Annotated in this window: 17 protein-coding genes and 1 pseudogene; 5 read left to right on the top strand and 13 right to left on the bottom strand. The window is 35.6% G+C overall.

Translation table 11 applies throughout. The features are described from left to right. Positions 1-256 precede the first annotated feature (256 nt). The 3 genes from AAEO59_RS04815 to AAEO59_RS04805 all read right to left on the bottom strand — a co-directional run bounded on the left by AAEO59_RS04815 (position 257) and on the right by AAEO59_RS04805 (position 2304). Entirely contained in the window at positions 257-1069 is an 813-nt protein-coding gene (locus tag AAEO59_RS04815; protein WP_341699606.1) for a hypothetical protein, read from the bottom strand. Between the two features lie 8 nt (positions 1070-1077). Further along, the gene (locus tag AAEO59_RS04810) at positions 1078-1599 is read right to left on the bottom strand and encodes a hypothetical protein (RefSeq protein ID WP_341699605.1); all 522 of its coding nucleotides are present in this window, start codon (positions 1597-1599) and stop codon (positions 1078-1080) included. Between the two features lie 429 nt (positions 1600-2028). Continuing rightward, on the bottom strand, positions 2029-2304 hold the full coding sequence (locus AAEO59_RS04805; protein ID WP_341699604.1) for a helix-turn-helix domain-containing protein: 276 nt from the start codon (positions 2302-2304) through the stop codon (positions 2029-2031). A gap of 585 nt (positions 2305-2889) precedes the next feature. On the opposite strand from AAEO59_RS04805, the gene AAEO59_RS04800 reads away from it, so the two are divergent. Genes AAEO59_RS04800 through AAEO59_RS04790 form a run of 3 tightly spaced genes read left to right on the top strand, consistent with a single transcriptional unit; the run spans position 2890 to position 9822 of the window. Next, entirely contained in the window at positions 2890-5850 is a 2961-nt protein-coding gene (locus AAEO59_RS04800) for a SusC/RagA family TonB-linked outer membrane protein (protein ID WP_407934921.1), read from the top strand. A 17-nt stretch (positions 5851-5867) separates the two neighbouring features. Next, a complete protein-coding gene (locus AAEO59_RS04795; protein ID WP_341699603.1) occupies positions 5868-7247 on the top strand; it encodes a RagB/SusD family nutrient uptake outer membrane protein in 1380 nt (459 codons plus the stop codon). 4 nt (positions 7248-7251) lie between these two features. Then, positions 7252-9822 (top strand): S9 family peptidase, encoded by a 2571-nt coding sequence (locus tag AAEO59_RS04790; protein ID WP_341699602.1) that lies wholly within the window; start codon positions 7252-7254, stop codon positions 9820-9822. A gap of 78 nt (positions 9823-9900) precedes the next feature. Here AAEO59_RS04790 and AAEO59_RS04785 read toward each other — a convergent pair whose 3' ends face one another. From AAEO59_RS04785 to AAEO59_RS04775, 3 genes are all read right to left on the bottom strand, one after another. After that, a complete protein-coding gene (locus tag AAEO59_RS04785; protein WP_341699601.1) occupies positions 9901-10167 on the bottom strand; it encodes a DUF6520 family protein in 267 nt (88 codons plus the stop codon). A 103-nt stretch (positions 10168-10270) separates the two neighbouring features. Then, on the bottom strand, positions 10271-11764 hold the full coding sequence (locus AAEO59_RS04780) for a DoxX family protein (RefSeq protein ID WP_341699600.1): 1494 nt from the start codon (positions 11762-11764) through the stop codon (positions 10271-10273). 143 nt (positions 11765-11907) lie between these two features. Next, positions 11908-12807, bottom strand: coding sequence for a helix-turn-helix transcriptional regulator (locus AAEO59_RS04775; RefSeq protein WP_341699599.1), 900 nt, complete (start codon positions 12805-12807; stop codon positions 11908-11910). Between the two features lie 436 nt (positions 12808-13243). Here AAEO59_RS04775 and AAEO59_RS04770 point away from each other — a divergent pair, with 436 nt between their 5' ends. Continuing rightward, positions 13244-15667 carry a bifunctional aminotransferase class I/II-fold pyridoxal phosphate-dependent enzyme/GNAT family N-acetyltransferase gene (locus tag AAEO59_RS04770; RefSeq protein WP_341699598.1) on the top strand — a complete coding sequence of 808 codons (2424 nt, stop codon included), beginning with the start codon at positions 13244-13246 and terminating at the stop codon, positions 15665-15667. Between the two features lie 177 nt (positions 15668-15844). Here the strand turns inward: AAEO59_RS04770 and AAEO59_RS04765 are convergent, their stop codons facing one another. Then, positions 15845-16228 carry a DUF7793 family protein gene (locus AAEO59_RS04765; protein ID WP_341699597.1) on the bottom strand — a complete coding sequence of 128 codons (384 nt, stop codon included), beginning with the start codon at positions 16226-16228 and terminating at the stop codon, positions 15845-15847. Between the two features lie 324 nt (positions 16229-16552). On the opposite strand from AAEO59_RS04765, the gene AAEO59_RS04760 reads away from it, so the two are divergent. Then, positions 16553-17752, top strand: a complete 1200-nt coding sequence (locus AAEO59_RS04760; RefSeq protein ID WP_341699596.1) for a hypothetical protein — start codon at positions 16553-16555, stop codon at positions 17750-17752. A 100-nt stretch (positions 17753-17852) separates the two neighbouring features. Here the strand turns inward: AAEO59_RS04760 and AAEO59_RS04755 are convergent. The 6 genes and pseudogenes from AAEO59_RS04755 to AAEO59_RS04730 all read right to left on the bottom strand — a co-directional run. After that, positions 17853-18263 (bottom strand): annotated as a pseudogene (locus AAEO59_RS04755) (IS1 family transposase); the annotation flags it as partial. Positions 18264-18434: 171 nt separating this feature from the next. Beyond that, positions 18435-19853 (bottom strand): glycoside hydrolase family 30 protein, encoded by a 1419-nt coding sequence (locus tag AAEO59_RS04750; protein WP_407934919.1) that lies wholly within the window; start codon positions 19851-19853, stop codon positions 18435-18437. 100 nt (positions 19854-19953) lie between these two features. Beyond that, on the bottom strand, positions 19954-21111 hold the full coding sequence (gene uxuA / locus AAEO59_RS04745; protein ID WP_341699594.1) for a mannonate dehydratase: 1158 nt from the start codon (positions 21109-21111) through the stop codon (positions 19954-19956). Positions 21112-21135: 24 nt separating this feature from the next. After that, a complete protein-coding gene (locus AAEO59_RS04740) occupies positions 21136-21954 on the bottom strand; it encodes an SDR family oxidoreductase (RefSeq protein WP_341699593.1) in 819 nt (272 codons plus the stop codon). Next, positions 21955-22626, bottom strand: coding sequence for a bifunctional 4-hydroxy-2-oxoglutarate aldolase/2-dehydro-3-deoxy-phosphogluconate aldolase (locus AAEO59_RS04735; RefSeq protein ID WP_341699592.1), 672 nt, complete (start codon positions 22624-22626; stop codon positions 21955-21957). 38 nt (positions 22627-22664) lie between these two features. Beyond that, a complete protein-coding gene (locus AAEO59_RS04730) occupies positions 22665-23675 on the bottom strand; it encodes a sugar kinase (protein WP_341699591.1) in 1011 nt (336 codons plus the stop codon). Positions 23676-23678: the final 3 nt, after the last annotated feature.

The raw sequence follows: 23678 nt of genomic DNA, 5'->3' as shown, positions 1-23678 counted from the left end.
AAATAGATGCCTAAACATCTTTTTCCTGTGTTATTAGGATTAAATTTATTATTATTTATCTATCTCTTCTCCTCCAGCTATCTAGGATAGCTATTTATAAAAATACAAACCTATATACTTATGATATAAAACGGTTCCGTTCAACTGGAGTTTAGCTCATTGGTCCATATCTATTTTAGTATTCGGTGATTTTCAATTTATTGTTCGTGCTACGCACGCAACGAAACTCTAGCTGTTAGTGGCTGGCTTAATTGTATTAAATACTAATTATAGAATTTGCAACTCTTTTTTCGCCACCAATTTGTGTTGTGTAAAATCTTTGTTCAATTCCCCATAGAACAAATTTTAAATCATCATCATTTTCAATTTTGAATTTACCATTCTCATATGTAACTTGTCCGTAAGCATTTGTGTAATCGTAAATAGCTATTTTTTCGTCATCTGATAGATTGTTTAATGTTTCATTCACTAAAGCTATACGTTTTCTATTTGGTACGGTAACTTGGATTGCGCCATAATCTTGTGATACTTCAAGGAAATCGCTTTCTAAAAAGGTTTGAGTTTCAACTTCTGTTGCTTCTTTATATAATTGATCCATTCCTTTAAAAATTTTTTGAGCTGCGGTCAATTTTTTAAAGTACAAAGTGTCATTTTGTTTGTTGTAAATGGCATCTGCAAATGGATTTATTGTAATAATTGGTTTTTCAGTTTCTAAAGTTAATTCCTCAATTGAAAACCATTTTTTACTAATGAAGAAACTTGAATTAATAATTTGAAAAAAATATAGATTATCTTGAACAGTGCAAATAAACGATAGTTTCTTTAAATCTGCTTTCAATATTTGATCGTGTTCGACGGTGTTTAATTCATTTACTAAAAAATCTAAACAATATCCTGACTCTGAAAAATTTGTCAATTGATAAATTTCTTCATTTTCGATTAAAGTTGCTGGATTATAATCTATACCATTTAGTATAAGTTCAGCAGTGTTATAAACTTCAGTTTCTGTTTCAATAACTCGAAACATTTTTTGTTTTCTTTTTACTTTTCCAAATATGTAGTTTGCCATAATAATGATTATAAGTCTATAAATGTATAATTGTTTATTCTTTTAAGATTTTCGAACCCATCTTCACCGGGAACTTTAAGTTTTTTTTTTGTGATTAAAAATATTTTTACATTACTAGCTGTTTTTATAAAATAAAAATGATACCCAAAAAATAAAAATATTGGATTAAAATAAAGTGTCTGCGATAAATATGTAAAAACATAAATGATAGCAAAAACAACTATTAATGTCGGAATATCACTAATCCCTAGTGAAACAAAAAAATAGCCCAAATAGGTAGGTAAAAAATTGTTATTAGCTAATTCTATTTCAGTAACAGAATTACTTCTTAAAATATCATTTGGTAATTTTAAAGCAACCAAAAAGCTTAAAGCAGTTAAAAATATTGGAATGAATATAAAAATTGCCCAAGAATAATAGATCGAATAATTGTCTAGGATATTGAATCCATATTTTTCTTTGATTAGATAAACTACAACAATTAACCAAGTAGAATTAAATGCTAGGAAAAGTTGATAAAGGTATTTCATCTTCAAACATTTAATAGTTTATTAGTTTTTTCCATGTATTGTGAGTTCTTCCGCTTGGTTGCCGCTAACTTGTGTATACTTGCAACAAAACAGCGCCAATCTAACCAATATCGGGTAGATTGGCGAAGGTTTGTTTCGCTTTTTCTTCATCAAATATATTTATTTTTTCTTACAAATTATTCTGAATTGACAACTTCGTAAATAAAAAAAAGATGCTTAAGCATCTCTATCTCTCTTCCTCCAACTATCATTTCGTTTATAGCCGTTCTTATGCTCATAAATCCTACCCCTTAGATAAAGACCCACAACCCAGACAACGATTAAACCTACTATTTCATACCATTCCATAACTCAAATATAATAAATTTCTGAAACAATATAACTTTAGAAAGAGATAAAAACGAAACATTAATAAACAAAAAAAGATGCCTAAGCATCCTTTTTTATTTCTAATTTAATATCTATATCTTCTACTTTTTTAAAAAATTCTGAAATTGGCAATTTATAATACTCACATAATTCATAAAGTGTACTTAAAGTCATATCTTGATTTCCTGTTTCATTACGACCTATATGAATAGATAAATCTTTGTGTACTTTTATATTGTTAGCTACTTGCTCTTGAGTTAGTCCTGTTTTCGCTCTAAGCTCTTTCAGAACTTGCTTAACAGCAACCAATAATTGTTCATTTTTAACCTGTTTCATAATATTTCAAATAGAATCAGAAAAAAAATCCCACACAATGACATATTTGTCATTTTATTTTTTATCTTTATCTCATTCTAATTTTATTAGAAATAATTATATTTTTGCGGTACTTCAAATTAATAATAAGAAGCTATTGCTTAGAGTCTCGATTCGAAAACTGGTAATTTTTAACATGCGAGAGGATAAGTAAAAAGCTCACGACCTAGGCGTGGGCTCTCTTATCTGCATGTAAGGTATACCAGTACCCCGAATCGGATATTGTAGAGTCTCATGCCTTTATTATTTTGGCAAGAAATCTATTCTTCGCATTACTCTTCTACAAGAATAAACGCAAACTTTTACAAAAAACAATGGGAAGAACACTGTGGAAGCTAGGCTGCAACTAGCCAAACAGTGTGAATCCCTATTTTAATCCATTAAACTATTTGCCTATGTAACAGTAAAGCACATCACATAAAAAAAGCCCTCTAGGCTGCGACCAAACATACTAGAGAGCCAGAACTAACAAAACCAAAGTTTCATTAAAACCATTTCAAAAGTATGAATAATTATTCAATCTTTAGGACTTGGTCAGTCGCTGTACTGCCCAAAATCCAACTTCTTTTTCTACTGGGGTGCTTTGCAACTACTTATGCCCAGCATAAAATTATTACAGGTACGATTAGCGATTCTAAAGGCGCGCTACCCGGAGTCACTATTCAAATAAAAAACAAAAGCGCTGCTACACTCTCGGATTATAAAGGTAACTACCAGATTGCTGCCGCTTCCAATGATACCTTGGTATTTTCCTTCATTGGATATCGAAGTCTTAGCATTGCTGTGGCACAGCAAACTATCCTCAATGTACTATTGAAAGAAGATGCTACCACACTAAAAGAAGTCCTCATCAACGCCGGTTATTATTCGGTTAAAGAAAGCGAACGCAGCGGTAGTATCGCCAAAGTGGCTTCGAAAGATATTGAGCAACTCCCTATAAGTAATCCCATAGCGGCCATGCAGGGTCGAATGGCTGGTGTCAACATTACACAGGCCTCTGGGATGCCGGGGGGTAATTTTAGCATTCAAATTAGAGGGATTAACTCCATTCGTGCAGAAGGAAACGAACCCTTCTATATTGTCGATGGAGTTCCTTTTTCTTCCCAGTCCTTGGGTAACGATGCCTTAACTGGTGGTATCATGCCCGGTACTACCAGCCCACTAAACAGTATCAATCCGGCTGACATTGCAAGCATCGAAGTATTAAAAGATGCCGATGCTACCGCCATTTACGGCTCCCGTGGTGCTAATGGTGTGGTTCTAATTACCACCAAAAAAGGAAAATCCTCAGAGACCCGCTACAACATCCAGTCTGCAGCTACAATAGGTCAGGTGGCTCAAAAAATGAAGCTGCTCAATACTAGTCAATACCTGGACATGCGTCGGGAAGCTTTCGCAAATGATGGTATCTCTACTTATCCTGTAAATGCCTACGACCTTAACGGAACTTGGGATCCTAACCGATATACGGATTGGCAAAAAGTACTCATCGGTGGTACTGCTCATATCCAAACGGTTCAGGCCTCTGTTTCAGGAGGGAGTGCGAACACTCAATTTTTACTCAGTGGAAACTATCGTAAAGAAACTACGGTTTTCCCCGGTGAGGCTGACTTTCAAAGAGGTGCCTTGCATCATACGGTTTCTCATCAGTCAACAGATGGAAAATTCAATTTGTCCTTAACGACCAACTATGTTGCCGACCGTAATAGTCTGCCGGGCAAAGACCTGACTGGTTCGGCCTATACCCTTGCCCCTAATGCACCTGCACTATACGACGCAGAAGCTAAGCTCAACTGGGAAGAGGGCTCTTTCAGCAATCCACTGGCTTTTTTAAATGGAAGCTACCTGACTAAAACCAACAATCTCATCAGTAATGCACAAATCGGATACAAATTGGGGGCTGGTTTTGAACTAAAAAGCAGCCTTGGATTTAATAGTTTGAACCTTTCCGAAATCAAAACCCTTCCTTCGACCATCTATAATCCTACTTATGGAATTGGACCGGAAGCTTCTACCTTATATGTCAACGAATCTAAAGTAAATTCCTGGATCATCGAGCCTCAATTGAGCTGGACAAGAAATACAGACCACTGGAAATGGAATGCCTTGATAGGAACTACTTTCCAAAGTCAAAAATCCCAGCAATTAGTGCAATCAGGTACTGGATTTTCGAGAAATAACCTTATCAATAATTTAGCGGCAGCCTCATTTATCGAAGTGCTCAGCCATGGTGAAACGACCTATAATTATAACGCCATCTTTGCTCGTCTCAATAGTATCTTTCATGAGAAATACATTCTGAACCTCACCGGACGCCGTGATGGTTCGAGCCGATTTGGTCCGGGGAATCGTTTTGCCAACTTTGGTGCTATTGGTACTGCCTGGTTGTTCGCTAAAGAAGCGCTCTTTGAGGATACTTTCCTAAGCTTTGGTAAACTCAGAGCCAGCTATGGCACGTCGGGAAATGACCAGATTGGAGATTATCAGTATCTGGATAACTACACCATCACCGGTGGACAGTACAACGGAACGGTGGGTATCAGCCCCACACGCCTCTACAATCCTGATTTTGGTTGGGAAACCAATAGAAAACTGGAAACGGCTCTGGAGCTGGGATTCTTTCAGGACAGAATCAATCTGACTGCTGCCTGGTATCGCAACCGCTCTTCCAATCAATTGGTAGGTATACCTTTCCCCGGTACTACAGGGTTTACATCGCTGAATTCAAATCTAAATGCAACGGTTCAAAATACAGGTTTTGAATTGGAATTGCATACTCAAAATTTCCAATCTAAAAATTTTAAATGGTCGACTAACTTCAACATCAATCTTGCCCAAAACAAACTAATTTCCTTTCCTGATTTAGAAAGTTCTACTTATAGCAACTCCTTAGTCATTGGACGTTCTCTACGCATCAAAAAAGCCTATGAGTATACCGGAATTGATCCGCAAACGGGAGCTTATACCTATAAGGATTTTAATAATGACGGATTGCTTACAGCCACTGATGACAGGGAGCTGGTACTGGATTTGACGCCTAAATACTATGGTGGTCTCAATAATCAGTTGAGCTATAAAAACTGGACAGTAGATTTTCTTTTTCAATTTGTAAAACAACAGGCTTATAATTATTTATATACCAATGCAATGGCCGGCACCATGGTAAACCAGCCTGTTGATGTACTGAATCATTTTCCTGATAATGGCAGCACAGCTGAAATTCAACAATACACCACGGGACAAAATGCTACACTCACACAGGCTTATTACAGGTATTATGACAGTAATGCTGCCGTTAGTGATGCTTCTTTTATCCGACTTAAATCAGCAGGAATAGCCTATAGCATTCCTACTGCATGGGCGAAATACTTTAGTGCGAAACTGTACCTTCAGGGACAAAATTTACTGACCTTCACCCATTACAAAGGGGCTGATCCAGAGAATCATTCCGCTTTCTTTCTACCTCCATTGCGCCAATTTACACTGGGCATGCAATTGAGTTTTTAATCACTAAATCATCAAACATGAAAAACTTAGCACTATTTAAAATCATCAGTCTCATCGTAGTCTGCTTGCCACTGAGCCACTGCGAATCCTTCATCGAAGTGGCTCCTCCTCAATCTCAATTAACAGGTGCCAATACCTTCGATGAATTACCGACAGCCACTGCCGCCCTATCTGATATTTATATTCAAATGAGAGAAAACGGCATTGTCAGCGGGGTGAGTAACGGAGGCACTAACCTGATGGGAAACTATGCTGACGAACTTGATTTTTACGGTACCAATGCACAGCTTATGGCCTTTAATAATCATACTATTGTACCATCCAGTACCCTCATTTCAGGTTTATGGAATAGCACTTATAATCAAATTTACGCTGCTAATGCCGTATACACGGGCGTTACCAATTCGGACTTAATAGCCTCTGAAGATAAAAACCGATTGCTGGGCGAAGCGCTGTTCCTTAGAGCCTATCTGCACTTCTACCTGATGAATACTTTTGGTGCTATTCCTTATATCACCAGCACCGATTACAATGTAAATAAAAGTATTAGCAAACTTACTAAGGAGGAACTTTATCAAAATATCATCGCAGATCTGCAACAGGCTGAAGTATTAATCCCGAACAGCTATCCTACGGCAGAGCACGTGCGCCCCAACAAAGCGACCGTTAGCGCATTATTGGCCAGAGTATCGCTCTATGCCGAAGACTGGGAAGCCGCGGAAAGCTATGCCACGACGGTAATTGAAAATTCCTTGTACAGCTGGGAAGATGATGTAACAGCTGTCTTTTTAAAAGACAGTCCCTCCATCATTTGGGCTTTACATCCCGGAATTGCAGGTCTAAACACCAAAGAAGCCAGAACCTTTGTTTTTACCTCAGGTCCTCCTACCCGCCCGGCACTTTCCTTAAATCTGATGAATGCTTTTGAAACTAACGATTTGCGAAAAACAAATTGGACCAGAACCATCGTTAAAGCCTCTTCTTCCTGGGCACACGCTTATAAATACAAGAAAAACTCCAATACCGGTACTTCTGTAGAATACACCATCTTGTTTCGATTAGCAGAACAATATCTTATTCGGGCGGAAGCCAGAGTGCATAATAACGACTTAATAGGGGCTCAGGAGGATTTGAATAAAATACGCAACCGAGCCGGATTACTAAATACTACAGCAACTACTCCTGAAGCTTTACTGGAAGCCATTCTAAAAGAGCGAAGAGTGGAATTGTTTCTGGAACAGGGACATCGATGGTATGATCTTAAAAGGGCCGGCGAGGCGGATGCCGTACTTAGTCCCGTAAAACCGGCTTGGGAAAATACCCAAATCCTATTGCCGCTGCCGGAAGCAGAACTTCTATTAAACAAAAATCTATTACCTCAAAATACAGGTTACTAATCCTATGAACAAATCAATCTCAAAAACAAATAGCTTAATAATATTCCTATTTCTCATTTTTAATGGCTATGCACAAGAAAAGAAGCTACCATTAACAGCAGCTGAATTTCATAAATGGCCAGGGTTGATCAGAGAAAAGATAAGTGACAATGGGCAATGGATCAGCTTCGTGCTATCCTACAGAAACGATCAGGATAGCCTTTTTATTCAAAATACAGCGAATAATCAAAGACTCTCCTTCCCCAAAGGAAAGGACATGCAATTTAGTCCGGATGGCAATTGGGCAATGGTCAGCAGCCCACAACAAATGGCTTTGGTCAATTTAAAAAATAATCAGACTGAAACAATTAGCGATGTAGTTAAAAATGAATTTTCAGCTAATTCCCGCTTCTGCTCTTTTTTACAAAAGGGAAATAGATTGCAAATTGTCGATTTAAAAAAAGGCAAGAAACAGTATTTTTCAGCTGTATCTTCTTTTGCCTTTAATCCAAAAAACAAATTAGCTGTCATAGATTCGCTTGGAGTCTCCATTATTGAACCGGATGCTGATTTTAGCAGGAAACGAATCTTTGAAAAAGAACCATCATCCATTAGCAACCTGTTATGGAACAATGCAGGAACGGGATTAATTTTCATAGAGGAAATACCAAAGAAAGCCTCTCCTGCATCTTATGCGTTGCTATACTATGATCTACAATTACAGCAACGCTTTATTTTGGATACGGGCAATAAACCGGAACTCGACGACCTACTGCTTGTAAAACCAGGCCCCTTAACTAAAATCGTTTTTTCAGCAGATGACCAATTGATATTCTTTTATATGGCTCCACAATCAGAATTGGAGACCAATACGGAACCAATAGAAGTTTGGGATACCAGTCTCCCTTTAGAATTTCCACGTCAACGATATTCTGGAGATACTAAAAAGCTGCCTAAAAGAGTCTATTGGAATCCTAAAACAAATGAGATACAAAAGATTAGTACTAACGAATTGCCTGATTTGATGCTCAGCTTAAGCAGAAATATGGGAATTGCCTTCAACCCACTTCAGTATGAACCCAGTTTCAAAATTGATGCACCTATCGACCTCTATGTAGTCGATATTAAAAAACAAACTCAAAAACTATTTCTGAAAAAATATGAATATTATCGGCAGTTCCTGGGAATCTCACCAGATGAACGCTACATTAGCTATTTTAAAGATAAAAACTGGTGGATTTACGATTGCCAAACGGATAACCACCGCAATCTGACCGCAAAATTAAAGCTGCCCTTTCATGAAATTGACTATGACAGACCTGCTCCTGCAATGCCCTACGGAAATCCCTGCTGGACTGATGATGGAAAAATCATCTTATATGATCAATACGATATCTGGTTATTGGGTGTGGATGGTAGTGCAGAGCGAATAACCCATGGCAGAGAAAACAAGACTACCTATAGAATTCCATTTTCTGAAATTCCACAATTCAGACCCTATTCGCACTTTAATATCGGAAGACCGCCCCTGTCCCTTGCCAAAGGTCTAGTACTTAGTACTATCGGAGCCAACAAAAATAGCGGCTATAGTCTGTACTATCCAAACAAAAAGTTACAACGTCTCAGCTATGATGCCGTATTGGCTTCTTCATTTCATAAAGCAGTACGGAACAATAGCTATCTCTTTGTGGAACAAGCCTCCAATATCCCGCCACGAATTAAAGTAGGGAATTCCTTTTCTAAAGCACCTATAACCCTTTTTCAATCCAGCCCGCAATATGTCAACTATGAACTGCCTAAAGCCGAATTGCTTTCGTACACCTCCAAAAACAATTCTCCTCTACAAGCTACTTTATATTACCCTAAAGACTATGACCCAAACAAGAAATACCCAATGATTGTGTTTATTTATGAGAAATTGTCTGGTGATTTTCATGTTTTCCTTGGGAATAATTATTTTGATGGCCTTGGTTTTCATCCTATAAATTACAATCTGGACGGCTATTTGGTATTATTTCCGGACATCGAATATGAAATTGGTAAGCCGGCACAATCCACATGGGATTGTGTAGAGTCAGGTATTAATGCTGTTGCCGCAAAAGGAATAGTGGATATGAATCATTTGGGAATCATCGGGCATTCCTTTGGTGGATATGAGGTCAATTGTATTCTTACCATGACTTCCCTTTTTAAAGCGGCTGTTTCCGGAGCTGGAATCAGTGATTTGATTAGCACTTATTTTCATTTTCATCCTGATACGGAAATTTCCAATATGTGGCGCATAGAGGCCCAACAATTTCGAATGGGAAAATCTTTCTTTGAAGACCAACAAAGATACTTGAAGAATTCACCAATCTTTCAATCAGAAAACATTACAACACCTTTACTGCTCTGGAGTGGGAAAGCGGATGGTAATGTAGTACCTTCCCAAAGCATGGAACTCTATATGTCACTGAGAAGGCAGAATAAAAAAGCCTTACTGCTTTTATATCCAAATGAACCGCATAAACTGACCAATCCCGATAATCAATCGGATCTTAAAAATCGCATTAAGAATTGGTTTGATCATTATTTGAAAAAGGAGCCTATAGAATAAATGTAAATTATTACACAACTTTACAAAGCCAGATTGGAGTTCCAATCTGGCTTTTTCAATACCAAAAAACAATACTCCTTATTGTTTTCTGTACAAATGATTTGGACAGGCTGTTCCTGCCGCATTCAATTCATACAATTCATTGGCAGAAGCATCAGTACAAAATATTCCATTATTTTGTGTCTGACAAACCACTTCTGTTTCTTCACAGGATGCTCCCGGAATGTAGCCATTGACATCTACGAAGGTACTTTTCTCTGGTTTCGCATTGAAAGCGAAAGCACTTCCGACGGCAAACACTATAGCCATCATTGGAATAACGAAATTGAATTTCTTTGTTTTCATAATCTTAAAAAATTAAATGAATGATCTACTCTGTTACAGGTTTTCAATCGTTCCCCTGATACTGCGCAGTATATTGTAGAAGCTAATGCTTGATATTGTTATATTATAGCAGATGTTTCTTTATTCGGTAAACAAAAAGGGTATTCCCTGCAATACCTATTAAATGATGATTCCATATCACAAAATCACTCATCTTTATGGCTTTGAAGTCACTGATGTAAAAGCTATATTGATAGCTACGGTCCTTTAAATCATAAACATCTACGATCGATGCAGTGTCCCACATTTCCTCCGGTTCGTACTTGCCCATCAGTGCGGCATTTACATACAGGTAGTTTCCATAACTACTGGTGTTTTTAGTGACCATTAGCGGTGGTGCTGATAGTTTACTCATTTTATGATTCTCAATATAGCTGACCTTAATTCTTGCCTTGGTGGTGGTATCAATGGTATGTCCTCTGTACCGAATTTTTAACAGGGAGTCTGTTGCGATATATTCATTACGATAGAAATAGCTATAAATCACTTGATCGAGTTGCTCATTATAGAGGAGCTTGCCATCGGTATCAAAGACTCCGTCAATTTGTTTTTCCAAAAGATTCTTTTGAAGCTGAACCGCTATTTTTCCGTTTTCCTTACTAATAGTCCCTAAGACATTTTCCCTGGAAGTACTACTCAATGCCCGAATAATCATGCGGTCTTTGCTAATAGCTCTGATTGAACTAAAATAAGCAGCTCCTTTCATCCAAATCCCTGCCTTCCAGTCAGTCATCGAACCTCTGAAAATAACTGGAACAGTCCCGTCTGACAAATAAAAATACGGTGGTCTGATTTGTACACTCACCGAATGAAATTCAAAAGAATTTTCAGGTAGTTCTATCCGGAACGAATGCTTTTGCTTCAGGCTGCTATCCAGAACAGTAATAGCTAAAGGAGCTACATGATTGGCCAGATATATATTTCCATTAGCTACTCCTGCAATGTAGTAACTGGGCTGTTTCAAATCATATTTATATTGGAATACTGCCGCATGATGTGGAAAACGACGAACAAAATTATTACGATGGTGGATAATGTCTTCTGATAACTGGAATAGTACTCCTACGATGCTAATGGCTCCAATACAAACAAGCGATACGTATAGCATTGTTTTCTTTGTTTCTTGTTGCTTGGACGATGCCCTTGGATACCATAAAATAGCTAATAGTGCTAAAAAGACAAATCCTATATTAAAGACCAAATGGCTGCTCCATCCCATCTTTTCTAAAATTCCACCACAGGAACAGGGAATAAAAGGACTGAAGTTTAAAATAATGACAATATAAGTACTAAACATCAGCATCAATCCAAATGCTCCATACAAACCCAGTAAACGGAAGCCGGAAAATAAAAGCAAAATTGAAATACTTATTTCTAATAGGGGCACACCCCATGATACCCATCCGGCAAAGGCACTTAACAAAGGCGACTGTCCTAACTGCACTTGAAAATTTTCAAAATCCAAAAGTTTACTTACCGCTGCATATACAAACAGCACTACATAAAGCAAACAAATGCTTTCAATACCTACTTTTCGCAACTTGTTTTCCGAGTTCATAGCTTCCCATTTTTTTAATAATGTAAATTTCTGAACTTCAAATCAATAACAGTTGTTTAATATGGAGTAACATTTGGTTAAAAAGGATAAACTAAATAAGAGGAAATCCCGGTAAACAATCAGAGCTGCTGCAAGGAAACAGCCTATAAATTTCCATCATCAACTCGGACTACTTCGAAGGGTGATATCCCAAATCGCTTTTTGAACGCTTTTGAAAAATTGGGATAGTTATTAAATCCATTCATTACCGAAATATTCTTTAATGGAATTTGGGTATGCTCAATCATAAAGAAAGCTCTTTTCAATCGCTCTTCATTGTAAAACTGATATATACTGGTTTTAAAAAAATACCGAAATCCGGATTTCAGTTTGTACTCATTAGTACCAAATTGCCGCGACAATTCTTTAATAGACGGAAGCGGTTCTTCCAAATGTGCCATTATGTAGTCGTACAATTTTTGAATCAAAATGGCATCTGCTTTCATGATCTTTGTGATACTATGCTGCCCTTTCGTATTGACCTCCGGATCATAAGGCTGTTGCCTAATTATACGGTTAAACTGTAATAGGATGTCTTCCTGATCAATTAGTCGAACAATACTACAATTAACTGTGACTAGCATTTGCTCTTTCGTTATGAAATCCAAAAGCATGCTCGTAGGTGTATCTGACAATTCCTGAATGACTTTCTCTAATTTTTTGAAGCTTGATCCAATTAAAATACCTTCGATGGAATTTCCCAATAATCGGGATCCCTCAAATCCGGAACAGAAACTTATTTCAGCTGTAAAACTTTTTATAAATAGCCTTTTATCTAAAATAAAAGCGATGTGATTCACCTCTTTGTTCTCATGATGTGTGCTAACATAACCCTCATGAAAAATGGATTCCCTCATTTCCTCAGCTACCATATTTAACAAAACCGCCAGGGTTTCTAATTCATCATTAATAGCGGCTAACGGGATACTGGTATTGAAATTTCCTCTGGCCATCTCAAACAGCATCTTATAAATCGGTACAATTCTTTCTTGTTTAAATGACATTTCCATAGTACTTTGTTAACTGCATTTATACTACTTTGGTACTATTATCTTATGGGAACAACCAAGGAAAAGGCGAGAATAAGACCAATCCAGAGCTACAACACTCCAGTCATAAGATAAAAATGGAAGCTTTCGGACTTTTAAAAAAGATGCTATTCAATTAAAAAAAAATCAGTTTTTTTGAAGCTGTATACGCTTCCTGACAAATAGAGTCCTGCTTCTGTTGTTAAATTTAAATAGCGATTTAACAAAAATAAAAACATTTTATAACAATAGAATTGTTAATTCAGGATTATTAGTTGTAAAATAAATACTTTGTTGTCAATTCAGGAATATAAGTTGTCAATTTGGGAGTAATAAAAATTGAACTAAAGTTCTCTCGGTTTTTATCGTGAATTTTAATCTCATTTCATCACGTATACTAAATCGAAACAAAATGGCAAAAATCAAACACAACAATTTTATTGACACTGTCGATGATGTTCTATCTGCCGCTAAAAAAGTGGGCGTTTTACATCTATACGCAGAAGACCAATCCTTTACAGGTAGAACCATACAAATCAAAGGAAAAAAGATGTTTCATTTTGGTACCACCGGCTATTTGGGACTGGAACAGGACATCCGATTAAAGCAGGCTGCCATTCGGGCTATAGAAGCTTATGGTACGCAATTCCCGCTTTCCAAATCCTATATTTCTCATCCATTATATACTGAATTGGAAGAAAAAATTGAAAAAATGTATGGCATTCCTCCTATCATTACTAAGAATAGTACCTTAGGGCATCTGGCCGTGATTCCCACATTGATCAGAGATGAAGATGGGGTAATTTTGGACCATCAGGTGCATTGGAGTGTGCAAAATGCCTGCCAATTGCTCAAATTAAGAGGCATTCCGGTGGAAATGATTCGACACAACAATCTCCAAATGCTGGAAGATAAAATCAAAAACCTGAGTAATCGCTGTAACAAGATTTGGTATATGGCAGACGGTGTCTATTCGATGTATGGTGATTATGCACCTATTGCAGAACTGTTGCTACTAAGCCAAAAATACAGCCAATTTCACCTCTATTTTGATGATGTGCATGGCATGAGTTGGAAAGGTAAAAACGGAACAGGCTTCGTATTTGACAACATTAAATCGCTTCCCGAAAATATTGTGGTGGTTGGCACTCTAAGTAAAACCTTTGGTGCCAGTGGGGCAACAGTATTCTGCTCCAATGAAAAGCTGAGAGACAAAATAAAAAATTTTGGTGGTCCCCTTACCTTCTCTGCTCAATTGGAACCGGCTTCCGTAGGTGCTGCAATAGCCTCAGCCTCTATCCATTTATCAGATGAAATAAATAGCCTGCAGCAAGATCTGGCTCACAAAATTCATTATTTTAATGATTTACTCCAAAATGCCAAACTTCCTATCTTGTCCCAAAATGACTCCCCAGTTTTTTTCTTAGGTATGGCAACTCCAATCACTGCCTACAATTTTGTACAACGCCTTTTTAAGGAAGGTTTTTTTCTGAATCTCGGCATTTATCCCGCCGTTCCCATAAAAAATACCGGTATCCGCATTACCTTATCTTCTCACAATAAGGAAGAGGACATCAAAGCCTTAGCCGATGCCATTAGCTATCATTTCCCTAAAGCTTTGGAAGAAACTAATAACAGTTTGATTAAAATCCATCAGGCTTTTGGTATCCAAACTAAAAACAAAATCAAGATCAAAGCAAACAAAGATCCCGAACTTTATTGTGAAGAAAGAAATACGATCAAAGCTATTGATGCAAAGCTGTGGAATAAGCTAATGGGAACACAAAACCTATTGGATTATGAAGGCATGCTTTATTTGGAATCCTGCTTTTCTACTCACAAAGATATCACCAACCAATTTGACTTTTACTACTACACGATCCGGGATCAGAACGATGAAGTCATTTTAATGACCTTCTTTACCTTTGGAATTTGGAAAGATGATATGTTGGCTACTGAATCCGTTTCCAGACAGCTGGAAGAAATTCGCAAATCCAATCCCATGTATCTTACATCCAAAATATTAAGTATGGGCTGCCTATTTACCGAAGGAAAACATTATTATGATCAACCGGCGCATCCGCTGGCTGAAAAAGCCCTGCAACTCCTACTGGATGTCGTTGAAGAAAAATACAATAGCTTACAAGCCGATCGCTTGATACTGCGTGATTTTAAAGAAGATAATCATTGGAATAAAAGCATTCAAAATCAAGGCTATTTTAAAATCAATATGCCTGACTCCTGCATATTACAAAATAAGCCGTGGTCTACCTATGAAGAATTTGCAGACAGCCTGAGTAGTCGTTCCAAAAAACATTTTAAAAAGGAAATACTGGCCTATGAAAACCATTATCATGTGCTTGTAAAACAACAACTTTCAGATGAGGAAATAAAAAGAGCACACCAGCTCTACAAAAATGTACAAGCTCAAAATTTGGCCATCAATACCTTTCCTTATACGATCGAAATTTTCGAAAACATGAATAACTGCAAAAACTGGGAGTTCATTGTGCTATCTTTAAAAGAACAGCAAGAACCCTCTTTCATAGGTATTATGTTTTGTTATAAAAATGCAACAAATGCCTATGTTCCCGAATTAATTGGAATGGATTATAATTGGGCCAAAGAGTACCACCTCTACAGACAATTGTTGTTCCAAACCATCAAGAGAGCCAATCAACTCGGAATTTCCAATATTGACTTTGGTCTTTCTGCGACTTTTGAAAAAAGAAAACTTGGTGCTAGTATCATACCTAAAGTAGCTTATATTCAAGCCAGAGATAATTATGTTTTAGAATTACTTAATACCTTACAGAATGAGCATAAATTGAGGTAATCATCATTCTTTGCTCCTTCATAATTAGAACTAAAAACTAATTCTCATCCTTTAAAGTAATCAGCTGTTCCGAAATCGGAATAGCAATTGTCCTGAAATCTAAGATAAAAATAGTTCTACTAAGTTTCATTTCAGTAGAACTATTTTCTTTAGTAAAGAGTCTCTTCCTACTCACCATCAAATAAATGATTTTAAATATAGTATAGCCTCTTCTTCTTTAGTAAATATTTTTGTCGGGACACTCGGTTTGCTTATCTGGAGATAAAAACTACTGATCATGTGTAAAACATTTTCATGAACTAAAAGAGCTACCGCCTTTGTTAAAACAGAACCTCTATGCGCTAGGTAATCCCTTCCCGCCTTCTTGGTGCCAACCACTCCCCGCACATCACATAATACCGGAAATGAAATTTCGTTTTGAAAATGAATCCTGTCAGCAACTACCCGCTGTGCAACCTTTAAATCAATAGTAGTATTTTCTTTGTATTTAAAATAGAGAATAGAGTCTGCTATCCAAAATTGTGCATATTCATTCTCATAAAAGTCATGAGCTGCAATCATCTTTTATGAATTATCAATTATTCTTACAAAAATAGGAACAATATAATATAGTAAGCTTGTCAAAATTGGATTTTTTATTGTCTATTACAAATTTTTGATGTCATAAAGGGAATTTGACTTGTCAATTTGGGAATAATAAAGAATAAGATGAAAATACTTTCAATTTTTATTTTGAATTTTATAATCGATAAAGAATTTCTCCATAACTCAGTAAAAGAAAAAAAGAACCTGTAAAACTATTATGAATTAGGCAACACCTACAAATCTTCTGTAACTGCCTAACTATTCACCAGATATATTAACCAATTACCACAAGTAATGCTAATGGAAACAGCTGAAACATATCCTTTGGAATGGTTAGATTCATTGATTTCAATCACACTGAATCCAGGAAAAGATTATCTGTGCCATATTACCTCCGAAGAACTAGAAATAATTACAGAAAAAATTCTAAAGGAAATTCTCTGTATACAGATTCAGTTAAACAAACAAATATTTCTGTTCCGTAAAGAAAGTGAAATAAAGCTCTTGGTACAAAAGTACCATAGCTCACTCATAGCACTCCAGGATATGGTAATCTCCAATCAAAATAAGGCGGTTTTCAAAAGTGAACATTTATCAAAAATAATGGATACTTTAATTGGTTGTCTGGATGAATTACTTGCCTTTATTGAAAGCCGATTTACTAATTATCTCAATATTGATGAAAGAATTCCGATTTCATACCTCATAGTTACCAAAAAAGAACTCCAACAAAAATTTAAGCAATTAAAACCTCTACTTGAAAAAGAAGTTGCGAATAAGAATATAACAGCAATTATTTTTGACATCTATGATTTTTCAAAATACAACACCTCATTAACTTACAGAGCGATATTCTATAGGAAAAAACTAATTCAGGAATTGCAATTGTTTTGCGAAAATCCCAAAAAGACCAACAGCTTTTCTGCTATAGATGAACTACTTATTTATCTGAATTTTAATAACCTTAAATACATGAATTATTTTAAGGGTTCCATAATAAAAAAAATAGAACTCTTCCAAAATGATGCCGACCGATTAGATAAGCTTTGGTTCTTCTTCAAAGAATTTAACCAGTTATACACCAACAAAAATTTTCGTTTTAACCTTAAAAATAAAAGTCTCAAAAAAATAATTGCTCATTGGTTTGAACAGGAAATTAATTATCTTGAAAAAAGAATTGAAAAATCTCTGATACCGCCAATAGAACTAGAAAAAAACACCAACAATCTAAAAGTAAAGTATACTGATCATAAAATTAGCTGCGTACTTTCCGCAGATCAACTTGCTTTAATCTTACGAGCAGGAGACGAATCACGAATCATCAGTGCAAAATCCTTGAGTACTGTTTTTAAAACCATTGTCCCCTATCTTTCCACTCCTTACAAAACGGAACTATCCTATCATTCTGTCCGTTCTAAGTCTTATAGTGCTGAGGCAAAGGACAAAGAAATAGCTATTGCAACTCTGGAAAAAATAATCCATAAAATCAAATCCTACTAATTCTAAAATATTTTGCGGTCAATTCAGGAAACTTACTATTCTTACATTCAAATTTTTAAAACAAAATCTATAAATAAAAACGTTGTTTTATTGGTTTGTATTTTTTACCAACATTAAAACTTACTAGCTTTTTAGAATCCCTTTCCAAAGCATAAACCAGCCAGATAAGATTATGCTTGTATCCAACAAAAGTACGCATTTCATCCACTTCATAAATTTTTCCTTTACTGATAACTGGCTGAATAATATTTTTTGCAATTGAAACAATCCTTTTCAATAATGTTGTGATAGATATTTTCAGTACTCTTGCAGTGCTTCTTATTCCAAAATCTTCTTTTGTAAACTGAATAATGTTTTCATTGACATCTAGCTTATAAATATAACTTCCACCCCTTGTCCTTTTACAATGTTTACAAATGTATCTTTGATTGTCCGACTTTGTTTTTTCATTTTTTATCACCCCTTCAAAACTAACAACACATCTGCAATACGAGGTATTATTTGAAGCCATTTTTTTTGATTTAAGACATTATAAAACAAAAAACAACCCGAAGGTTGTTTTAATTTTAACTACTGTAAAATTATAAATAACTGATTATCTGCATATGTTATTTGAAATTATAAACCTTCAATACAACTAGCACATTACCCATTTTACTTGCATAAAAGCTAATTTAGTATATCAATAAACTAATGTTTGAATTCCATGCGCAGGTATTACAACAACCGTTTTTTCTGAAGCTACAAATAAATTATAAGTAATCTCTTTGCCGGATTGATTCATTACTACAGTCACTATTTTTCCATCTGAATTTATAAATGAAGTACTTAATAAAACACTTCTGCTAACAGCAGTCCCTACTCTTCTAGCCTCTGGACGAATAAATTTCGAAAAATGACCAATGTAATAATACGAAGGCGTATAAATTAATTCTCCTGAATTGATATCGGCATGAACCGGTGCAAAGCAAAAATTCCCGACATGATTAGGACCTCCGTTTTGATCTAAAAGAATATTCCAATCCGTCCAGCCCACGGTTCCATTATTAAAATCATTAATCATAGAAATTCCATATCTTTCTCCATTAGGCCAAAATTGGTACTTTTGAGCGTCAAATTTTTCTATACACCCTTCAGTAAACAATAATTTTTTGGATGGATATGATTCGTATATATTCCGAATATTTTCGAACATTTGATTGCCTCCAGACCAATTCTCGTACCAATGAAATCCAATTCCCCAAGCATATTTTGATGCTTCTGGGTCAGAAAAAATAACATTTGACCTATGTCCAATCAAATCACGATTATGATCCCAAACAATTATTTTTTTATCAGCTAAACCTTCTTTTTCCATTGTTGGACCAAGAAAATTTTTCAAAAAATCTCTTTCTGATTCAGCTGTATAGACACATGATTCCCATCTTTGTATTGCCATTGGTTCATTTTGAATTGTAAGTCCCCAAATAGGAATTCCTTCTTTCTCATAAGCTTTAATAAATTTTGAATAATAATTAGCCCAAGATTGGTAATATTCCGGTAACAATGTACCTCCTTTTAACATGTTACCATTACTCTTCATAAAAGCAGGAGGGCTCCATGGTGAAACATAAATACAGACACCGCCGCCTGCTGTTTTTAAAGCTTGTTTAATCAACGGGATACGATATTGTCTATCATGATTAATATTAAAAGTTTTTAAAGACAGGTCACCTTCTTTGACATATGTATAACTTTCACTACTAAAATCAGAACTATGTATTGTAGTTCTTAGTAACGAATAACCTATTCCTGTACTTTTATCATAATAAGCCTTTAAAAGTTCCTGTTGTTTTGATTTTGATAATTTTGCAAAAACCTCAGCACTTGCATCGGTTATAGCTCCTCCAATCCCAATGAAAGTCTGGTATGTTTTATTTACATCAACAAAAACTGAAATTTCATTTTCTAATGGTTGTTTTGCCTCTGTAAATTCTAATTCATCTGTTTCAGTCAGTCTTAATTCAGTATTCTCTGCAGTCGTATAAACTGTAATTTTATCTCCAGTTTTTGAAATTCCGTTTTGATTTTGTTGAGCAAAAGCATGCAAAATCATAAACATGCAAAAAAAAATTATACTGTTATTCTTCATTATTTTTTTAATCATTTACATCTACCAAAAGAAATAGCTATTCTCTAATTTAAAAACCCATAATTTAAAATCACAAACTTCTTTCTATTCCCATTTCTAACCCTCTCAATTCGGCAAGTCCTCGTAAACGGCCTATTCCCGAATAACCAGGATTTGTTTTTTTATTTAAATCATCCAACATTTGATGACCATGATCAGGACGCATAGGAATGATCCTATTAGTTTGCTTTTCCACTTTAACAATAGATTTAACCACTTCATACATATCTACATTTCCCTCAAGATGGTTCGCTTCAAAGAAATTACCTTCTTCATCTCTTTGTGTGCTTCTTAAATGTATAAAATTCATTTTCTCTCCGTGACGATCAATCATCCCTGAAAGATCATTTTCGGCAATCACTCCATAAGATCCAGTACACATACAAAATCCATTAGAAGGAGAATCAATAGCATTTAGTAATTGTTTTAAATCAGCCTCAGTACTTACCACTCTCGGTAAACCCAAAATTGGATAAGGAGGATCATCTGGATGAATCGCCATTTTCACCCCTACACTCTCAGCTACTGGAATAATTTCACGTAGAAAATAATATAAATTCTCTTTTAATTTATTCGCATCAATTCCGTCATAACCTTGAAGTACTTTCAAGAAATCTTCAACTGTATAAGATTCCTCTGCTCCTGGTAAACCTGCAATAATGTTTTGTTGTAATTTTATTTTGTCAGCATCCGTCAACTTTTCAAAAGTGGCTTTTGCTTTTATTTTTTGCACTTCTGTATAAGTGTTTTCTGCACCTGGCCTTTTTAAAATAAATAATTCAAAAGCAGCAAATTCATTGATATCAAAACGCAAAGCCTTAGAACCATCTGGCATTTCATAAGATAAATCAGTTCTTGACCAATCTAAAACAGGCATGAAATTATAACAAACGGTATAAATACCACAGCTTGCTAGATTTTTAATACTTTGTTTATAGTTTTCGATATAATTTAAATAATCACCAGATTGCTTTTTTATATCCTCATGAACTGGAATACTTTCTACCACCGAAAAATTCAATCCAGCCGCTTCAACCTCCCTTTTTCTCTTCATGATTTCATCCACTTCCCACACCTGTCCATTTTTTATATGGTGCAAAGCAGTCACAATCCCAGTTGCTCCAGCTTGCCTTGCATCAGCTAATTGTACAGGATCATTTGGTCCATACCATCTCCATGTTTGTTCCATTTCTTTCTCTTTTAAATTTTTAAATTAGATACTTGTAGCCGCAAAACCACCATCAATATTAAGAACAGTACCTGTCACAAATTGGGACATATTACTGCATAAGAATAATAATGCTCCATCTAAATCTTCAGGTACACCAAATCTCCCCATTGGTGTATGATCAATAATTTTTTCTCCTCTTTTTGTTAAGGTACCATCAGGATTCAATAACAAAACTCTGTTTTGTTCTCCAATAAAAAAACCTGGTGCAATTGCATTAACTCGAATACCATCTCCATATTTACCTGCTAATTCAACCGCTAACCATTTTGTAAAATTATCGATAGCTGCTTTAGATGCAGAATAGCCCACAACTCTGGATAAAGGTCTTTGAGCTGAGGCAGAAGAAATATTAATCACAATTCCAGACTTTTGCTTTGCAAAAACTTCTGAAAAAACCTGAGAAGGCAAAATAGTACCAATGATATTCAAATCCAAAACCTTCTGTAAATGTGGTAACTGCATATCATAAATAGCCTGATCAGGCCCAATCGTAGCACCAGGCATATTTCCTCCCGCCGCATTAATTAAAATATCCAACCTCCCATATTTTTCAATAATAAAATCACGAACTTCCTGAAGTTCTTCTTTGTCCAATACATTGGCCTTAACTGCAAAAGCTTCACCTCCATTTTTTTTAATAACATCTACTGCAGTTTCAGCACCTTCAATTGTTAAATCCATTATTCCTACAATCGCTCCATAATGCGCCAAAACATTAGCCATTCCACAACCCAAAACACCCGCACCTCCAGTTATTAATGCCACTCTTCCCTTCAATTCTGCAAATTCATTTGTCTTCATCTAATTTTTTTTATGATTTTTAATAATTTCTAATGTTGATTTGATTTTCATTTCCAAAGCAAGAAACTCTCTTTGCTCTAAAATATTTTTGGTTATCAGTTGTGAGCCAATCCCCACACAAACTACCCCTGCTTTATACCATGAAGAAAGATTGTCTTCGCTCAGTTCAACACCTCCTGTTGGCATTAATTTCAACCAAGGCATTGGAGCTTTTACGGCCGAAACAAAATCTGGCCCCAACACTGCCCCAGGAAATATCTTTATGATTTCAGCTCCTAATTTTTCAGCTTTTGAAATTTCCGTTAAAGTAGCACAACCAGGAATCCAATACAACTCTTCTTCATTGGCGTAAATTGCGATTTTTCTATTTAATATTGGAGAAACTAAAAAATCAGCCCCTGCCTCAACAAAATCCTTAGCAGTAGCTACACTAAGAATTGTACCTGCTCCTAATAAAATATCCAAATTATTCTCGTCAATATATCTTCTTAAAGATTTGAAAACCTCCAAAGCATTTGAGCCTCTATTGGTAAATTCAAAAGCTGTAACTCCCCCGTTGTAACAAGCTTGTACAACCTCTTTCGCTAAAAAAGTATCCTTGTTGTAAAAAACAGGAATCATTCCCGCTTCGAGCAAAATTTCGGATACTTTACTTTTCGTTTTTTGAATCATTCTATTTTAATTTAAAAACAACAAAACATTATTTATTTTTATCGTATCACTCTGCCACCACTGGCACCATTCATCAAAGCTTCAACTTCTTGAGCCGTAGATAAATTAAAATCACCTGGAATAGAATGTTTTAAGCAACTGGCAGCAAGAGCAAAATCAAGTGCTTTTTGATTATCATTCGGCCAATTGATTAAGCCATGAATAATACCTGCCATAAAAGCATCACCTGCTCCTATTCTGTCAACAATATGAGAAACTTTATATTTTTTTGATTGTAGAAATGTATACCCATCCCACAAAACAGCACCTATCATATTTGATGAAGCATTAGCATCATATCTTTGTGTTGAAACTATTCTTTTTATTTTGGGATATTTCTTCATCCATTTATCAAAAACTACTTCCATTGTGTCTGTCTGGGTAACATCGATCCCCATACAAATAAGAGAATCATCCATTCCTCCTAAAACCAGATCAGAGTATTTCACCAAATCAGGCATTACTTCAACAGGATTTTTACCATAGTTCCATAAAGTAGGTCTGTAATTTAGATCAACTGAAATGGTTAGTCCTAAATTCGAAGCCGCAACCAATGCTTCTTCACATAAATCAGCTAAATCTTGAGACAAAGAAGGTGTGATTCCTGACCAATGAAACCAGTCTGCATCTTTAAAAATTAATTGCCAATCAATTGTTCCTCTACTTAATTTAGAAAAGGAAGAACTTTCCCTATCATAAACTACTTTCCCCGGTTTTTCTGAAGCTCCTTCTTGAAAATAATAAACACCTAATCTATTTCCTTCCCTTTTAACTACAGGATTTACTCCGTGAAATCTTAATTCACCTAATGCCCCTTCTCCTAGTTCATTTAAAGGCACAGCACTTACAAAAATGCTCTCATGTCCAAAAATGGATAAAGATGCAGCAACATTAGCTTCTGCGCCACCATAATAAGCATGAAAAAAATTTGTTTTTGAAAGATTTGAATAATTTGGAGGAGAGAGTCTCAATAGTATTTCACCAAAATTGATAATTCTTTTTTTTTTCATTTA

Origin of the sequence: Flavobacterium flavipallidum, assembly GCF_038289905.1 — a bacterium.
Classification (GTDB): Bacteria; Bacteroidota; Bacteroidia; order Flavobacteriales; family Flavobacteriaceae; genus Flavobacterium; species Flavobacterium flavipallidum.
The sequence above is the reverse complement of the archived record's forward strand: the minus strand, read 5'-3'. Positions and strand labels throughout refer to the sequence as shown.

What these genes read in the sequence shown, in the direction of transcription:
- AAEO59_RS04750 (WP_407934919.1), bottom strand. Translation starts at nt 19,853, where the DNA reads ATGTTTATGATTTTGCATGCTTTTGCTCAACAAAATCAAAACGGAATT.
- AAEO59_RS04740 (WP_341699593.1), bottom strand. Translation starts at nt 21,954, where the DNA reads ATGAAGACAAATGAATTTGCAGAATTGAAGGGAAGAGTGGCATTAATA.
- AAEO59_RS04775 (WP_341699599.1), bottom strand. Translation starts at nt 12,807, where the DNA reads ATGTCATTTAAACAAGAAAGAATTGTACCGATTTATAAGATGCTGTTT.
- AAEO59_RS04805 (WP_341699604.1), bottom strand. Translation starts at nt 2,304, where the DNA reads ATGAAACAGGTTAAAAATGAACAATTATTGGTTGCTGTTAAGCAAGTT.
- AAEO59_RS04780 (WP_341699600.1), bottom strand. Translation starts at nt 11,764, where the DNA reads ATGAACTCGGAAAACAAGTTGCGAAAAGTAGGTATTGAAAGCATTTGT.
- AAEO59_RS04765 (WP_341699597.1), bottom strand. Translation starts at nt 16,228, where the DNA reads ATGATTGCAGCTCATGACTTTTATGAGAATGAATATGCACAATTTTGG.
- AAEO59_RS04760 (WP_341699596.1), top strand. Translation starts at nt 16,553, where the DNA reads ATGGAAACAGCTGAAACATATCCTTTGGAATGGTTAGATTCATTGATT.
- AAEO59_RS04785 (WP_341699601.1), bottom strand. Translation starts at nt 10,167, where the DNA reads ATGAAAACAAAGAAATTCAATTTCGTTATTCCAATGATGGCTATAGTG.
- uxuA (WP_341699594.1), bottom strand. Translation starts at nt 21,111, where the DNA reads ATGGAACAAACATGGAGATGGTATGGACCAAATGATCCTGTACAATTA.
- AAEO59_RS04815 (WP_341699606.1), bottom strand. Translation starts at nt 1,069, where the DNA reads ATGGCAAACTACATATTTGGAAAAGTAAAAAGAAAACAAAAAATGTTT.
- AAEO59_RS04730 (WP_341699591.1), bottom strand. Translation starts at nt 23,675, where the DNA reads ATGAAAAAAAAAAGAATTATCAATTTTGGTGAAATACTATTGAGACTC.
- AAEO59_RS04790 (WP_341699602.1), top strand. Translation starts at nt 7,252, where the DNA reads ATGAACAAATCAATCTCAAAAACAAATAGCTTAATAATATTCCTATTT.
- AAEO59_RS04770 (WP_341699598.1), top strand. Translation starts at nt 13,244, where the DNA reads ATGGCAAAAATCAAACACAACAATTTTATTGACACTGTCGATGATGTT.
- AAEO59_RS04795 (WP_341699603.1), top strand. Translation starts at nt 5,868, where the DNA reads ATGAAAAACTTAGCACTATTTAAAATCATCAGTCTCATCGTAGTCTGC.
- AAEO59_RS04735 (WP_341699592.1), bottom strand. Translation starts at nt 22,626, where the DNA reads ATGATTCAAAAAACGAAAAGTAAAGTATCCGAAATTTTGCTCGAAGCG.
- AAEO59_RS04810 (WP_341699605.1), bottom strand. Translation starts at nt 1,599, where the DNA reads ATGAAATACCTTTATCAACTTTTCCTAGCATTTAATTCTACTTGGTTA.